Genomic DNA, 15,807 nt, shown 5'->3' on the forward strand with positions numbered 1-15,807 from the left:
AACGGAGTGGCAGTGGAGGTCGGCGTTGGTCAGAGTGTTCACGCGTTCATTTTAGGTTTGATACGGGATCCCTGCACCGGCCCGCCGCGCGGGCGCCGGCCTCATCCCGAGTTGCGAAGACCGGCGGCGATGCCGTTGATGGAGATGTGCAGGCCGCGGCGCACCTTGCCATCGCGATCCACGTCTTGTTCGCCCGCCCGGTAGCGCCGTATCAGTTCAACCTGCAGGTGGTGCAAGGGATCGATGTACGGAAAGCGGTGGGTGATGGAGCGTTGCAGCGCCGCGTTGTTGACCAGGCGACGCTCTTCGCCGGTGATGAGGGACAAGGCGCGTGCGGTGCGGTGCCATTCGGCTTCGATGGCGCCAAACACCTTGTTGCGCAGCTTTTTGTCTTCCACCAGTTCGCTGTAGCGCGAGGCCAGCGCGAGGTCGCTCTTGGCCAGCACCATGTCCATGTTGGAGAGCAGGGTGCTGAAGAACGGCCATTCCTTGAGCATCTTGCGCAGCATGGCGGTTTGTTCCGGCACGCCCTCGTGTCCGTTCTGGTTCAGAAAATGTTCCACGGCGGTGCCAAAGCCGTACCAGCCGGGCAGCGTCAGGCGGCACTGGCCCCAGCTGAAGCCCCAGGGAATGGCGCGCAGGTCTTCGATCTGCTGGGTCGCCTTGCGCGAAGCCGGGCGCGAGCCGATGTTGAGTTCGGCGATTTCCCGGATCGGCGTGGCCGAGAAAAAGTACTCGGCGAAACGCGGGGTGTCGTACACCAGGGCGCGGTAGGCCGACATGCTGAGTTCGGACAGTGTGGCGGCGGCTTGCAAAAAGGCGGCGGGCGCGTTGCGGGTGCGCTGGAGCAAGGTGGCTTCGAGCGTGGCGGCCACCAGGGTTTCCAGGTTGCGTCGGCCGATCTCGGGGTTGGCGTATTTGGAGCCGATCACCTCGCCTTGTTCGGTCAGGCGGATCTGCCCACGCACGGTGCCGGGGGGCTGGGCCAGGATGGCCTGGTAGCTCGGGCCACCGCCGCGCCCCACCGTGCCGCCACGGCCATGGAACATGCGCAGCTGGATGCGTTGCGCTCCCACGCCCGGCAGCACCGGGTCGGCCCGCTTGGCGCCACGCTTGCCCGCAGCACTGGACAGGGGTACGAGCGAGGGCTGCTCCTGGTTCAGGTGGTCGAACAATTCCACCAGCGCGATCTCGGCGCGGTACAGCTCCCAGTTGCTGGTGAAGATGCCGCCGTCCTTGTTGCTGTCGGAGTAGCCGAGCATGATGTCTTGCTCGTTGTAGCCATCGGGCCGCCCGCGCAAGACCATGTCGCGCACGCCGGGCAAGGCGTAATACGAACGCATGATGGGCGCGGCGTTGCGCAAGTCTTCAATGGTCTCGAACAGCGGCACCACGATCAGATCGCAGACCGCGTCTTCGGCCAGCAGGCCACGCACCAACCCGGTTTCTTTTTGCAGCAGCAGCACTTCGAGCAGGTCGCTCACGGTTTCGGTGTGGCTGATGATGCAGTGGCGGATCGCCTGCGCACCAAAGTTTTGGCGCCCTTCGTGCGCGGCTTCGAAGATCGCGAGTTCGCTTTGGGCGTGTGCCGAGTATTCGGCGCCCATCACGCGCAAGGGGCGGGCGTCGTTGAGCTGTTGCAGCAGCAGCGCGCATTTCGAAGCTTCGTCCAGCCCCGAATAGTCGGGTGCCACACGGGCTGTGGACAGCAGTTCGGCCACCACTTCCTCGTGTTTGTCGGAGCTTTGGCGCAGGTCGATGGTGGCCAGGTGGAAGCCGAACACCTCGACCGCCCGGATCAGCGGGCGCAGGCGTGCGCGGGCCAGCGCAGCGCCGTGGTGCGAGATCAAAGAGGTTTCGATGGTGCGCAGGTCGGTGAGGAATTCCTGCGCGCTGGCGTAAGGGTCTTGCGGCGCGACCGCGTGGCGTGCCGCTTCTTTGCCGGTGAGGGTGGTGAGCGTGGCGGCCAGGCGGGCGTACATGCCGGTGAGGGCGCGCCGGTAGGGTTCGTCCTGTCGGTGGGCGTTGGTGTCGGGTGAGCGCTCGGCCAGCGCTTGCATGGCCGGCGTGACCTGCGACAGCATCGCGGACACCGACAGCTCACCGCCCAGCAAATGCACCTGGGTGAGGTGGTGGCGCAGCACCATCTCGGCCTGGCTGTGCAAGGCCAGTTGCAGCGTGTCCACCGTGACAAAGGGGTTGCCGTCGCGGTCGCCACCGATCCATTGCCCCATGTGCAGAAACGGCGCCACGGTGGGCGTGGTTTCGCCTTCGGCACCCAATCCGGTTTCCAGGTCCTGGTAGAGGCGGGGGATCTGCGTCAGAAAGGTGGCTTCGTAATAACTCAGCGCGTTTTCGATCTCGTCGGCCACGGTGAGCTTGGTGAAGCGCAGCAAGCGTGTCTGCCACAGCTGGATCACCCGGGCTTGTATCTGGGCCTCGTTGTCGGCCAGTTCACTGGGCAAACGGTTCTCGCGCTCGGCGAGCAAGCGGGCAATGGCACGTTCGGCGTCCAGAATGCTTTTGCGCTGCACCTCGGTGGGGTGGGCGGTGAGCACGGGCGAGATGTGGCTGTGTTCCAGCGACTTCAGCACGGTGGCGGGCGCGATGCCGGCTTTCTGGATGCGTTGCAAGGCCAGCGCCAGGCTGCCTTCTTGCAATTCACCGCTGCGTGCGTGGACGGCGCGGCGCCGGATGTGGTGCCGGTCTTCGGCCAGATTGGCCAGGTGGCTGAAGTAGGTGAAGGCGCGGATCACGCTCACGGTCTGGTCGCCACTGAGCTTTTTCAGCAGCTTTTTCAGGCTGCGGTCGGCCTCCTGGTCGTCGTGGCGCCGAAAGGCCACCGAGAGTTGGCGAATCTGTTCGATCAGGTCGAACGCGGCCTGGCCTTCTTGCTCGCGGATCACGTCGCCCAGAATGCGTCCGAGCAGGCGGATGTCATCGATCAGGGGCTGGTCCTTGTCCGTCGCATCCGGGGATTTGGGGGTTTTGCGGACGGGGGCGCGGCGCAGCAGGGCGGCCTTGGCGGGATGGGCAGTCGGTCGGCTCATGGGTTTACCAGTTGGATCTGTAGGGTCAAGACGCGGCGCGTGCAGAACACGCGGGGGCGGTTGCAGGCCGTGGGGCCGGGCATTTTGCAAGCGCCATGCTAGCATCCCGTGTTGTTTTTCAGTTACCAACCGGGTACGGGATACACAGGTCCGCCCGGTGTTTTTGATCTTGCGCCGTGCCCCGTTCTCAGCTTCCCTCTCCCTCCCCCTTGACCATCGCCACCCGCGAAAGCCGGCTTGCGCTTTGGCAGGCCGAACACGTGAAAAACCTGCTGGAGCAACTGGGCTGCCCGGTGGACTTGCTGGGCATGACAACCAAGGGTGACCAGATCCTGGACCGCAGCCTGTCTAAGGTGGGTGGCAAAGGTTTGTTCGTCAAGGAGCTGGAACTGGCGCTGGAAGAGGGGCGGGCACACATCGCGGTGCATTCGCTCAAAGACGTGCCCATGGACTTGCCCGCTGGTTTTGTACTGGCCTGCGTGATGGAGCGCGAAGACCCGCGCGACGCCTGGGTTTCGCCGGCGTGCCAGGGGCTGGCCGATTTGCCGCCGGATGCGGTGGTGGGCACCTCCAGCCTGCGCCGCCAGGTGCTGTTGCGCGAGGCGCTGGACCTCTTGGGCCGTGGCGACGTGCGCATCGAGCCGCTGCGCGGCAACCTCGACACCCGTTTGCGCAAGCTCGACGAAGGCCAGTACCACGCCATCGTTCTGGCTGCCGCCGGGCTCAAGCGGTTGGGTTTGTCCGACCGCATCCGCCATGTTTTTTCCGTGGAAGAGTCCTTGCCCGCCGCCGGGCAGGGCGCGCTCGGCATCGAGGTGCGGGCCGACCGCACCGACCTGGTGGAGCTGCTCGCGCCCCTGGTGCACATGCCGACCTGGTTGCGTGTCGCGGCCGAACGCACCGTTTCGCGGGCCATGGGTGGCAGCTGCTCCATGCCCTTGGCGGCGTATGCCGACTGGTCCGGTGAGCACCAATTGCGCCTGGACGCGGCCTGGGGCGACCCACTGTCGCAACGCGCCGTGGTGCGGGTGGGCGAGACGGGCGATGTGCGCACGCTCATCCAGGCCGAAGCCTTGGGTCAGCGGGTGGCCGAGGCCTTGCAGCAGGCGGGCGCCCAGCCTGCCGTGGCCGGGGCCTGAGGCTTGGTCCGTGTGCCCAGCTTTCCCGTGTGTACGGCCGCGACGCCGCCGGGCTCGGGCGGATCTGGGGCGCAGCGCCTGCAACACCTGGTGGTGACGCGTCCGGCGGCCGAGGCCGGGCGCTGGGTGCAGGCCTTGTGCGAACAAGGCTGGCCGGCCCAGGCCTTGCCGCTGATCGAGATCGGTGTTCCGCAAGATGCCGCCACCCTCGCGTCGTTGGCCCATTGGCGCCAGCACTGGCATTCGGTGGACGCGGTGTTTTTTGTCAGTGGCGCAGCGGTGCAGCACTTTTTTGCCGCCGGGTCTTTGCCGGCTCGTGGTGCGACCGAAGGCCCGCGCTTGTGGGCGCCGGGGCCGGGCACGGCCCAGGCCCTGGTGCGCCTGGGCGTGGACGCCGCACGCATCGACGCGCCCCCCGCCGATGCCAGCCAGTTCGACTCCGAAGCGCTTTGGGCGGTGGTGGCGCCACAGGTCCGGCCCGGGCGGCAGATTCTGCTGGTGCGGGGCGTCTCGCCGGGCGCACAAGTGCCGGCCGAACCGGGCCTGGGTGGCAGTGGGCGCGACTGGATGATCCAGCAAATCCAGTCACGGGGAGCGCAGCTGAGCGCCTGCGTGGCTTACGAGCGGCGGGCACCGGTGTTTTCGACCACAGACCGGGCCTTGTTGAACCAGGCCACATCGGCCAGCAGTCTGTGGCTGTTCAGCAGCTCCGAGGCGCTGGACCACCTGGTGCACGCGGCGCCCGAGCTGGCCTGGGACCGCTGCGCCGCGCTGGTCACACACCCCCGCATCGCCGCCGCCGCACGTGCCGCCGGGTTTTCGCGCGTGGTTGAAACGCGCCCCGCCTTGGCCGACGTGCTGAGCACTCTAGAATCGGTGTGGAGAAAACCATGAGCGAAACCACACCACCGGTGATACCGGCCACCCCCACGCCGTCTGCGGCACCCACTGCGGCAGCTGCCCCCTCGGTTGCAGCAGCGCCGCGCGCGCCCGCAGAAGCGCCACCCACCGCCACGGCACCCGCAGCGCGCGGCGCCGGGCTTTGGGTCGGCTTGCTGGCCTTGCTGGTTGCGGTCATTGCCATCGCCCTGGCGGGCCTGCAATGGCAAAAGCTGGCCCTGACGCAACAGGAACTGGCGCGGCAAAGCCAGGACACGTCCAAACAGGCGGTGGAAGCCCGCACCCTGGCTTCGCAGGCCGAGGCCCTGACCCACGAATTGCAAGCCCGGCTGTCCGTGGCCGAGCTGCGCTTGTCGGAGGTCAGCCTGCAGCGCAGCCAGTTGGAAGAGCTGATGCTGACCCTGTCGCGCTCGCGCGACGACAACCTGGTGCAGGACATCGAGTCCGCGCTGCGCCTGGCCCAGCAGCAATCGCAGCTCACCGGCAGCGCCCAGCCTCTGGTGTCGGCCCTGCAGGCCGCAGATCAACGCATTGCCCGCGCCGCGCAGCCCCGGCTCAACCCGGTGCAGCGGGCCATATCGCGCGATCTCGAGCGCATCCGCAGCGCTTCGCTGGCCGATATACCGTCGTTGGTGGCGCGGCTGGACGAGCTGACCCGGCAGGTCGATCAATGGCCGGTGCAAAACCAGGTGGGCCGAGGTTCGCCAGCCAGCAAGCCGCAGCAAAAAGCGCAGAGCAGCGCCCCCGAAACAAGGCCGTCGACGGCGAGCACCCCACCAGTGGGTGTGGTCGCTGCTGTCACCGAGCCGAGTCCTGCTGAGGCAGTGGCCCCCACGGGGCCTACCGATCCGGTGGGGCCTGCGGACGGCGCTCCCGGTGGGTTGAGCCAGGGTTGGGCCCGCGTCACGAGCTGGTGGGACGCGGCTTGGGCCAAGGCCTGGGCCGATATGACGCAAAGCGGGCGTGAGCTGGTGCGGGTCAGCCGCATCGACCGGCCAGAAGCCGCCTTGCTCGCGCCCGAACAGGCCTTTTTTCTGCGCGAGAACCTCAAGCTCCAACTGCTCAACGCCCGTCTGGGCTTGCTGGCGCGGCAATGGGCATCGGTGCGCTCCGACATGGCGGCGGTGGAATCGGCTGTCGGGCGCTATTTCGAAGCGTCCTCGCCCCAGGTCGCGGGTGCACAAACCACCTTGCGCCAGTTGCGCATCGATCTGGTTGGCAATGAACTGCCCCGGCCCGACGAAACATTGGCCGCTCTGGCAGCGGCTGCGGGTGGTCGCTGATGCGCCATAAACAACGTGGCGCCATGCGCAGCGTGTTCTGGCTGCTGGGCCTGGCGGCGGTGGCGGTGGCCCTGGCCATGCTGGTCGGGCACAACCAGGCCCTGGTCACGGTTTTCTGGCCGCCGTATCGGGTCGATTTTTCTTTCAATCTGCTGCTGTTTTGCCTGATCACCGGATTTGTGGTGATTTACGCGGCGATGCGCGGCATCGCCGTCTTGCGCGAGCTGCCCCTGCAGGCCCAGCGCTGGCGCAACCAGCAGATCGAACGCTCGGTGGTGGGTGCGCTCATGGACGCCTTGTCCAACCAGCTTTCGGGTCGTTTTGTGCGGGCCCAATCTTCTGCCGACCACGCCTTGTCGCAACTCAAGGCGCTGCCCGATAGCCATGGTTTGCGGGGCGAGCAGTTGCAGGTGCTGGCCCATTTGCTGATCGCCGAAAGCGCGCAGTCCTTGCAGGACCGTGGCCGCCGGGACGAACACCTGCAAGCCGCCATGGACCCGGAGCTGGCCCGCCACGCACCCGAGGCCTACGAAGGCGTGTTGCTGCGGTCGGTGCGTTGGGCGGTGGAAGATGGTGATGCGGCCGGTGCGCGCGACCAGTTGGCACTGTTGCCGCAGGGCGCTTCCCGCCGCGTCCAGGCGCTGCGCCTGAAGCTGCGCGTGGCGCGCCTGGGCGGCGCCACCGCCGATGCGCTGGACACCGCACGCCTGCTGGCCAAGCACCGGGCTTTTTCGCCCGAGGCCTCGCGCAGCATTGTGCGAGGCCTGGCCACGGATACGCTGCGCGAAGCCCACGATTTGAACCAGCTGCGCACGGTCTGGAAAAGCCTGCACGCCGATGAACGCAAGACGTCCGAATTGGCGCTGGCGGTGTCCACGCGTGCCAACCAGTTGCTGCGCCAGCGCCCGGATGCGACCGATGCAGACCGCACCGAGACCGCTACTCTGGTGCGTGGCTGGCTGGAACCCGTGTGGCAACACTTCCAGTCGCTGGAGCCGCTGCAGCAGCGCCAATTGGTGGTTGCGCTGGAGCAGGGGGCGGACACGCTGGACGCCGCCTGGCTGGCGCGTGTCGAGCAGCTGCAACGCCAATTGCCCAACAACGCCTATCTGCAATACCTGGCGGGCCAGACCTGCATGCAGCGCCAGCTGTGGGGCAAAGCGGCCCAATTGCTGGGCCAGGCCAGCCACACCTTGAAGGAACCCGGCTTGCTGCGCAACACCTGGTGCTCCCTGGCCCTGTTGGCCGAAGAGCGCGGTGACGAAGCCGCTGCCCAGAGCGCCTGGAAGCGCGCCGCGCAGATCCAGGGCAACTAGGGCCTGTTCGCACTTGGAAAAATAGTGTGAACAGGCCCTGCATCCAAGGCTGCTGAAGCCCGGCGCAGATACAGCGCCGGGACGTCAGCCCAGCGGTGTGGTTGCACACCACACACAGCGCCTGTACATTTTTGAATCCTGATGGTGGCCTCATGCCTGCGTTCCAACGCAGTGTGGTCGTGGTCGATACCCTTTGCACGGGCGGTGGGTTGGCGCGCTTGAAGGCTCTGGCCGTGTGCCGGTGAGTGGTCGAGGGGCGTTTTCGTGCAGTAGCCGTCGCGGGTTGGGCCGGGGTAGGTGGCGTGAAATAGACGGAAAAAAGGCCGGTCATGCGACCGGCCTTTTTCGTTCACCGAGGGCTTGGGTTCAGGACTCGAACGGCAGCTTCATGTCGCGCAGGTCTTTGCGGGTTTCCACCAGCACCAATGGGCCGTCTTCAACCACCGCAACCGCCTGGATTTCGCGCGGCACATGCACGGGCTTGGGCTCGGCGGCGATCGCGGCCTGTACCTGAGCGATCTTGTCCGGGTTGGAGTTGACCCACTCCAGCCCACTGGCTTGCGCCACTTGCTGCAGGTCGTCCACCAACAACTCGAAGTCCTGCACCTTGGGCAGGCCGGACTCGACAACCGCTGCCGCGACGGCAGGTGCGGCTGGCTGGGCAGGCGTTGGCAAGGTGACCGCTGGAGCCACTGGCTCTGGCGCTACCGTGCTGGCCTGTGGAGCTGCAGGCGCCACGGCGGGTGGCGTCAGAACCGCCACGGGCTCCTGTGGCGCAGGCGCTGCGGCGACCGGGCTCGCAACTGGTTCGCTGCGGGCTGGCACTTCGGTTTCCACGGGCGCGCTGAAGTAGCTGCTGCGGCCCTGAGGAATCGGGTGCTCCTCGACAGCCAGTGCCTGGGTCTCTGGTACACCGGTCTCGGCCACGCTGTCCTGCGCCGCTTCAGACGATTCTTCGCGCGGTGCGCGGTCGCGGCGGTCGCGGCCATAACGGTCGCGGCTGCGGCGTTCACGCGGTGCGCGGGGTGCGGCGTTGTCTGCATCACCTTCGTTGCTCGGCGATGCTTCAGCGGCGGCGTTCTCTTGCTCCACCGGTTGGGCATGCAGGTCCTGCGCTTGAGCTGCGGCACCCTGAGCCTGGTCGGCGCCCGAGCGGCGGCGGCTGTCGCCACCACGGCCACGCCCACGGCGCTGGTTGTCGCCCGTTGCTGGCGCGGCGTTGTCCACGGTCACGCCGCTTGCATCGACGCTGTTTTCTTGCGTTTCCGTGCTGGCTTCGTTGCGACGGCCATCGCGGCGGTTGCCACCGCGCGATTCGCCACGGCGCTCGCCCTGGCGTCCGTCGCGCTGTTCGCCACGGCCTTCACCGCGTGCTTCGCCTCGGCCTTCGTTGCGGTTTTCACCGCGACCTTCTCCACGCCCGTCCTGGCGCGCTTCGTTGCCGTTGCCGTTGCGGTTGTCGCCATCGCGGCCTTCACCACGGGCGTTGCGGCCCTCGCCGCGACCGCTGCGGCCTTCGGCGTTGCGGCCACCGCGCCCGCGTCCGTCGCGCCGACCATCGCTGCGCTCATCGCACCCGCCGGTTCTGGCGCCAGGGGCTGGAGCCGGTGCGGGTGCCGGGGCGACGGTGGGTGGCATGACCGTGGAAGAGGCCAGGCCCAGCAGGCCTTTGATCCAGCCAAAGAAGCCGGTTTCGGCCGGAGCCGCTGCCGCGCGCTGGACCGGTGCGACCACCGGTGCTTTTTGAGGCGCAGGCGCAGCGGCTTCGGGGCGCGGCGGCGCGACCGGTGCCGGACCATCGGGCAGCACGCCCTTGATCAGCGGTTCTTGCTTGTTGCTGCGTTCCTGGCTGCGGCGGGTGAAGGTGGCGACGTCATCGGGCTCGTCGGCCATCTTGTAGCTCACGTCCAGGTTGTCCAGCCGCGGGTCGTCGTGCTTCAGGCGCTCGAGCTTGTAGTTGGGCGTGTCCAGCGACTTGTTGGGCACCAGCAGCACGTTGATGCGCTGCTTGAGTTCGATCTTGGTGATCTCGGTGCGCTTCTCGTTCAACAGGAAGCTGGCCACTTCGACTGGCACTTGCACCAGGACGGCGGCCGTGCTGTCCTTGAGCGACTCTTCCTGGATGATGCGCAGAATCTGCAGCGCCGAGCTTTCGGTGTCGCGGATGTGGCCGGAACCACCGCAACGCGGGCAGGGGATGGAAGCGCCTTCGTTGAGGGCGGGCTTCAGGCGCTGGCGGCTCATTTCGAGCAGGCCGAATTTGCTGATGGAGCCGAACTGCACACGGGCGCGGTCCTGGCGCAGCGCGTCGCGCAAGCGGTTTTCCACTTCGCGGCGGTTCTTGCTTTCGTCCATGTCGATGAAATCGATCACGATCAGACCGCCAAGGTCGCGCAGACGGGCCTGGCGCGCGACTTCGTCGGCGGCTTCCAGGTTGGTGCGGGTTGCGGTCTCTTCGATGTCACCGCCCTTGATGGCGCGGGCCGAGTTCACGTCCACCGCCACCAGGGCTTCGGTCTGGTCGATCACAATCGCGCCGCCGCTGGGCAGATTGACTGTGCGGCTGTAGGCGGTTTCGATCTGGTGTTCGATCTGGAAGCGGCTGAACAGCGGCGCGTCGTCGCGGTAGCGTTTGACGCGGTGCTCGTGCTCGGGCATCACGTGCGCCATGAACTGGTGCGCTTGCTCGAAGATGTCGTCGGTGTCGATCAGGATCTCACCGATGTCGCTGTTGAAGTAATCGCGGATGGCGCGGATCACCAGGCTCGACTCCTGGTAGATCAGGAAGGCGCCCTTGCCACCTTGGGAAGCGCCGTCGATGGCGGTCCACAGTTTCAGCAGGTAGTTCAGGTCCCATTGCAGCTCGGCCGCGTCGCGGCCAATGCCCGCGGTGCGGGCGATGATGCTCATGCCGTTGGGGTATTCGAGCTGGTCCAGAGCCGCCTTCAGCTCCTGACGGTCTTCGCCTTCGATGCGGCGGCTGACGCCACCGCCGCGCGGGTTGTTGGGCATGAGCACGACATAACGACCGGCCAGACTGACGAAGGTCGTCAGCGCAGCGCCTTTGTTGCCGCGCTCTTCTTTTTCAACTTGCACCAGCAGGGACTGGCCCTCTTTGATCACGTCGTTGATGCGGGCCTGGTTGACCGACACGCCGGGCGCGAAATACTGGCGCGAGATTTCCTTGAACGGCAGAAAACCGTGGCGGTCTTCGCCGTAGTCGACGAAACAGGCTTCGAGCGAGGGCTCGACGCGGGTCACGACCGCTTGGTAGATATTGCCTTTGCGCTGTTCGCGCCCTTCGATTTCGATTTCGTAGTCGAGCAGTTTTTGCCCATCGACGATCGCCAGGCGGCGCTCTTCTGCCTGTGTGGCGTTGATCAACATCCGTTTCATGATGTGTTTTCCTTAAGTCAGACACTGGAATGGCGGCCGGGCGGACCCGGTCACCGACATGCCAAGAACCTGCGGAAAAGCACGAACGGGGGGAGGAATTGCCGGAGAGCCGCGGACCCGGCGTTCACCCGTTGTGCGGGTGCATGTTCGATGGGCGGGGCACGCTGCTGCGTGCCGCGTCGAACAACCGGGTCAGGGCGTAGGCGCGTGGAGGTGGGTGAACAGGGAGGGCGGGATGGCTGTCGGGGACATGGATCTCGCCGGGTATGTCTCTGTCTTCACTTCGTCCTCACCCAGCCGCTTTCGTTGGTGGCTTGTCGCGCCTCGGGAGCGCGGCTGGATGATTGGGGTATTCCGTATTCGAGTTCGGGTTTTTCTGACGGGTTCTACCACTGCGTCAACACGCACCGGGGAGGCATCTGGCCACTTCATGGCCTATCAAAGATGCGGCGTCCGGCGCCGGGTGCAGTGGCTGGCAATTCTGCCCAATCGGGCCACCAACATCTCAGGTTGGCGGCACCTGCCTGGGGTGACTGGCTTAAACTCAAACAAATCAATCATTTACGGCATTCGACTGGCGAAGCACATTATAGTGCGCTCCCCCCGCTTTGTGGGTTCTGTCTTTTCTTCGATTCCGCGTCGCCTCCACATGTCTGCTGCCCCATCCACCCCCGCAGTCCAATTCGTCACCGTGGACGAAGAAACGGCCGGTCAGCGGCTGGACAACTTTCTCATCCGCACGCTCAAGGGTGTGCCCAAGACCCATATCTACCGCATCATCCGTTCCGGCGAGGTGCGGCGCAACAAGGGCCGGGTGAGCGCAGACGACCGTTTGCAGGCGGGCGATGTGCTGCGCCTGCCACCGGTTCGGATCTCTGAGCGGGTGGCGGAAAAAGCCAGCCATCCGGCGCCGGCGCGCCAATTTCCGGTGGTTTTCGAAGACGAGGCTTTTCTGGCGATCGACAAACCGGCGGGCGTGGCGGTGCACGGCGGCAGCGGGGTGAGCTTTGGCGTGATCGAACAACTGCGCCAGGCCAGACCCGAAGCGCGCTTGCTCGAACTGGTGCACCGGCTGGACCGGGAGACCAGCGGTTTGTTGCTGGTGGCGAAGAAGCGCAGCGCGCTCAAGGCCTTGCAAGACCAGTTTCGCGAACGCGAAACCGGTAAAACCTATGTCACCTTGGTCAAAGGCCTGTGGCCGGGCAACCGCAAAGTGCTGGACCAGCCGCTGCACAAATACCTGTTGCCCGACGGCGAGCGGCGGGTCAAGGTGGTGCCGGCGGACCACCCGGATGGCATGCGTTCGGTTTCGCTGGTGCGGGTTTTGCACCCGGTGCCGGTGCCTGCGGTGTTGGCCCTGGCCTATCCCGAAGGCCTGACTTTGCTGGAAGTCACCATCAAAACCGGGCGCACCCATCAGATTCGGGTGCACCTGGCCAGCGCCGGCCACCCGATTGTGGGTGACGACAAATACGGCGATTTCGAACTCAACCGCCAATTGGCTCGCCTGGGACTGAAACGCATGTTTTTGCACGCCTGGCGATTGCGCATCAAACACCCGGTGACGGGCGTCGAGATGGAATTGCAGGCGCAATTGCCGGTGGAGCTGCAAGAGTGGACCCATGAAGGCAATAAGCATTAGAATGCGCAACAGCACCGGTTAGGTGCTGTTTCAAACATCCAATTAAATATTTGCATCAAGGACCTACTTAATGGCAACCTATTCAGAACTCATGGCCCAGGCCCAGACCCTGATGGCTCAGGCAGAGCAGGCGCGCAAAGAAGAGCTGTCTTCGGTGATTGCGGACATCAAAGCCAAAATGAAGCAGTTCGGTATCACCACCGCCGATCTGGGTGGCGCTTCGGGTGGCAAGAAAGCCGCCAAATCCAAGTCCAGCGCCGCGCCCAAGTACCGTGGCCCGAATGGCGAGCTGTGGGCTGGCGGCCCAGGCCGCAAGCCCGAGTGGGTGCGTGCGGTATTGGCTCAGGGCAAGAGCATGGACGAGTTCCTGATTTAAGGAACGGTCCGTTATGCAATTCTCATTTGAGTTGCATAGAATCCATTTTCTGCGACAAATGGATTGTATTTAATACAAAAGATTACAGATCGCTCTGGCAAAACCCGCAAGATGCGGGTTTTGTTTTTTAGACGGGTATGGCTACATGTTCAGAATACTTGCGGTGTGCATGGGCAATATTTGCCGGTCACCATTGGCGGCCAGCGTGTTGATGGCCGAATTGGAGCGGCGGGGGTGGTCGCAGCGGATGGCGGTCGATTCGGCCGGCACTTATGCCGGACACCAGGGCGAAAAGCCCGATCCGCGCGCCGTGGCGATTGCAATGAGCCGGGGTTATGGGCAGATCCAGAAACAACGGTCCAGACCGGTGGTGGCGGCCGATTTTGAGCGTTTCGATCTGATTCTGGCCATGGACCGCGACAACCTGGGTCAACTCGAGGCAGGCTGCCCGCCCCATTTGCTGCACAAGTTGCAGCTGTTTCTGCCATTTGCGCGGTGGCCCGAAGAAACCGAGGTGCCCGATCCCTATTACGGCAACGCCGCGGGTTTTGAGCGGGTGATGAATTTGTGCGAAGCCGGCGCCCGGGGCGTGCTGGACCGCCTGGGCGAAGACCTCGGCTGAACCGCCCGCCAGCCCGGCGCGGGACCGGCGCCCACAGCGCCCGGCCAGATGGGTGGCGTCAGGCCTTGTAGTAGCGGTGGTACCACGCCACAAAGCGGTCAATGCCTTGTTGCAGCGGGGTGGAGGGTGAAAAGCCGACCCAATCGCGCAGCGCGTCGGTGCTGGCATAGGTGGCGGGCACATCGCCGTCTTGCATCGGCAGAAACGTCTTCACGGCGGATTTCCCCAAGGCCTTTTCCAGGCAGCCGATGAAGTCCATGAGGGCGACCGGATCGTTGTTGCCGATGTTGAAGATCCGGTACGGCGGGCCACCCGGTGCTTGCGGGGTGGCAGGCTTGTCGAGCACACGCAGCACGCCTTCGACGATGTCGTCGATGTAGGTGAAGTCGCGCTTCATCTGGCCGTGGTTGAAGACTTGTATCGGTTGACCCGCCAGCACGGCCTTGGTGAACAGGAAGTAGGCCATGTCGGGCCGGCCCCAGGGACCATATACGGTGAAGAAGCGCAGACCCGTGGTCGGCAACTGGTACAGGTGGCTGTAGGTGTGCGCCATCAGCTCGTTGGCCTTTTTGGTCGCCGCGTACAGGCTCACCGGGCTGTCCACCGCATCGGTTTCTTCAAACGGCATCTTGGTATTGCCGCCATACACGCTGGAACTGGAGGCGTACACGAGGTGCCGCACTTTTTGTGCGCGGCAGCCTTCGAGGATGTGCCCGAAGCCGGTGAGGTTGCTGTCGATATAGGCCAGCGGGTGGCTGATCGAATAGCGCACCCCGGCCTGCGCCGCCAGGTGCACCACGGCGTCAAAGTGCTGCGTGTCGAACAATTGGGCCATCGCCTGGCGGTCGGCCACATCGACGGGCATGAACTGGAAACCGCTTTGGCCTTCCAGGGTTTGCAGGCGGGCCTGCTTCAAGGCCACGTCGTAGTAGTCGTTGAGGTTGTCGATGCCGACCACCGTGTCGCCGCGCGCCAGCAAACGCTGCGCGGTGTGCATGCCAATGAACCCGGCGGCGCCGGTCAGCAGGATGTGCATGGAAGAGGGTTCCTTGTGTCGCGGGTCGTGGCGCACGGCGGCGCTTGCCGGTGCGCACTTCGCCAAAGCCCCTATCCTAGCCAATGTGCCCGGCGCGGCCCACCACCGTGCCGGGAGAGCGGCCGTTCGGGCGTATCCGCGCGCTGCCTCAGCAGTGTCAGGAGGTCCAGATCACTTTCTGACCGGTGTTTTCCCAGTTCTCGTACTGGGCGCTGTACAAATCCTCGATGCGGTTGCGCTTGACCTTGAAGGTGGGCGTGATGATGTCGTTCTCCACCGTCCAGGCGGTGCTGGCTACCACGATGCATTGCAGTTGTTCGTGGGGATCGAGTGCCGCGTTGATGCCCTTGAGGTGCTCTGTCAGCGAAGCTTGCAGCGCGGCGCGCGCATCGGGGTTTTGTGCACGCTCCGCAAAATCGGCGTTCAGCATCACGATGCCCAGTGGCTGGCCCAGGTTGGCACCGGTCACCACACAGGCTTCCACCGCTTCGTGCATCACCAGCTTGTCTTCGATCGGGGCCGGCGCGACGTATTTGCCCTTGCTGGTTTTGAACAGGTCTTTCACCCGGCCGGTGATGTGCAGGTTGCCGTTCGGATCGATATGGCCTTTGTCGCCGGTGCGCAGCCAGCCGTCGGGTGTGAAGGCGTCCTGGCTTTGCCCGGGCTCTTTGTAATAGCCCAGCATCAGCGCGGGGCTGTGCATCTGGATTTCGCCACTGTCGGGGGCGATGCGGTCTTGCACGCCTTCGTAAGCCGGTCCCACGCTGCCGCGTTGGTCGTGTCCAGGCAAGGTGAGGTGCGACACGGCCAGGTTCTCCGTCATGCCATAACCTTCGTTGATGGCGATGCCGAGCATGCGGTACCAGTCCAGCAACGCCACCGGCATCGGGGCCGCGCCACCGGCGGCGAAACGGCATTGGTCCAGGCCCAGGGCTTTCTGGATCTTGCGGCGCACCAGTCCACCCACCAGCGGCAGTGCCAGCAGCAGGCGCAGCTTGGCTGGGGGCATTTTTTGCTGGATGGTTTGCTGGAACTTCACCCACAGGC

The 15,807-nt window shown here is 65.2% G+C and carries 11 protein-coding genes; 7 read left to right on the top strand and 4 right to left on the bottom strand.

Going from position 1 to position 15,807, the window contains the following annotated elements; genetic code table 11:
* Positions 1 to 101: 101 nt before the first annotated feature.
* Entirely contained in the window at positions 102 to 3,050 is a 2,949-nt protein-coding gene (locus ABYB95_RS05190) for a phosphoenolpyruvate carboxylase (protein WP_372657391.1), read from the bottom strand.
* A gap of 209 nt (positions 3,051 to 3,259) precedes the next feature.
* On the opposite strand from ABYB95_RS05190, the gene hemC reads away from it, so the two are divergent.
* From hemC to ABYB95_RS05210, 4 genes are read left to right on the top strand one after another with little or no spacing between them, the layout of a single operon-like run.
* Positions 3,260 to 4,189, top strand: coding sequence for a hydroxymethylbilane synthase (gene hemC / locus ABYB95_RS05195; RefSeq protein ID WP_372657392.1), 930 nt, complete (start codon positions 3,260 to 3,262; stop codon positions 4,187 to 4,189).
* A 12-nt stretch (positions 4,190 to 4,201) separates the two neighbouring features.
* Positions 4,202 to 5,083 (top strand): uroporphyrinogen-III synthase, encoded by an 882-nt coding sequence (locus tag ABYB95_RS05200; RefSeq protein ID WP_372657393.1) that lies wholly within the window; start codon positions 4,202 to 4,204, stop codon positions 5,081 to 5,083.
* A complete protein-coding gene (locus ABYB95_RS05205) occupies positions 5,080 to 6,372 on the top strand; it encodes a uroporphyrinogen-III C-methyltransferase (protein WP_372657394.1) in 1,293 nt (430 codons plus the stop codon). The genes ABYB95_RS05200 and ABYB95_RS05205 overlap by 4 nt, the downstream gene beginning before the upstream one ends.
* On the top strand, positions 6,372 to 7,688 hold the full coding sequence (locus tag ABYB95_RS05210) for a heme biosynthesis protein HemY (RefSeq protein ID WP_372657395.1): 1,317 nt from the start codon (positions 6,372 to 6,374) through the stop codon (positions 7,686 to 7,688). Before ABYB95_RS05205 ends, ABYB95_RS05210 begins: the two co-directional genes overlap by 1 nt.
* 366 nt (positions 7,689 to 8,054) lie before the next feature.
* Here ABYB95_RS05210 and ABYB95_RS05215 read toward each other — a convergent pair whose 3' ends face one another.
* Positions 8,055 to 11,084 (bottom strand): Rne/Rng family ribonuclease, encoded by a 3,030-nt coding sequence (locus ABYB95_RS05215; RefSeq protein WP_372657396.1) that lies wholly within the window; start codon positions 11,082 to 11,084, stop codon positions 8,055 to 8,057.
* Between the two features lie 649 nt (positions 11,085 to 11,733).
* Here ABYB95_RS05215 and ABYB95_RS05220 point away from each other — a divergent pair.
* From ABYB95_RS05220 to ABYB95_RS05230, 3 genes are all read left to right on the top strand, one after another.
* Positions 11,734 to 12,726 carry an RluA family pseudouridine synthase gene (locus tag ABYB95_RS05220; RefSeq protein WP_372657397.1) on the top strand — a complete coding sequence of 331 codons (993 nt, stop codon included), beginning with the start codon at positions 11,734 to 11,736 and terminating at the stop codon, positions 12,724 to 12,726.
* Positions 12,727 to 12,796: 70 nt separating this feature from the next.
* Positions 12,797 to 13,102, top strand: a complete 306-nt coding sequence (locus tag ABYB95_RS05225) for an H-NS family nucleoid-associated regulatory protein (RefSeq protein WP_372657398.1) — start codon at positions 12,797 to 12,799, stop codon at positions 13,100 to 13,102.
* Positions 13,103 to 13,247: 145 nt separating this feature from the next.
* Positions 13,248 to 13,724, top strand: coding sequence for a low molecular weight protein-tyrosine-phosphatase (locus tag ABYB95_RS05230; protein ID WP_372657399.1), 477 nt, complete (start codon positions 13,248 to 13,250; stop codon positions 13,722 to 13,724).
* A gap of 58 nt (positions 13,725 to 13,782) precedes the next feature.
* Here the strand turns inward: ABYB95_RS05230 and ABYB95_RS05235 are convergent, their stop codons facing one another.
* Both ABYB95_RS05235 and ABYB95_RS05240 read right to left on the bottom strand, forming a co-directional pair.
* Complete coding sequence (locus ABYB95_RS05235) at positions 13,783 to 14,760, bottom strand: NAD-dependent epimerase (RefSeq protein WP_372657400.1); 978 nt, start codon at positions 14,758 to 14,760, stop codon at positions 13,783 to 13,785.
* A gap of 157 nt (positions 14,761 to 14,917) precedes the next feature.
* Positions 14,918 to 15,807, bottom strand: an 890-nt coding sequence (locus ABYB95_RS05240) for an AMP-binding protein (RefSeq protein WP_372657401.1), incomplete at its 5' end; no start/stop codon positions are given.

Origin of the sequence: Hydrogenophaga sp., from assembly GCF_041633695.1 — a bacterium.
In the GTDB taxonomy this organism is placed as follows: Bacteria; Pseudomonadota; Gammaproteobacteria; order Burkholderiales; family Burkholderiaceae_C; genus Hydrogenophaga.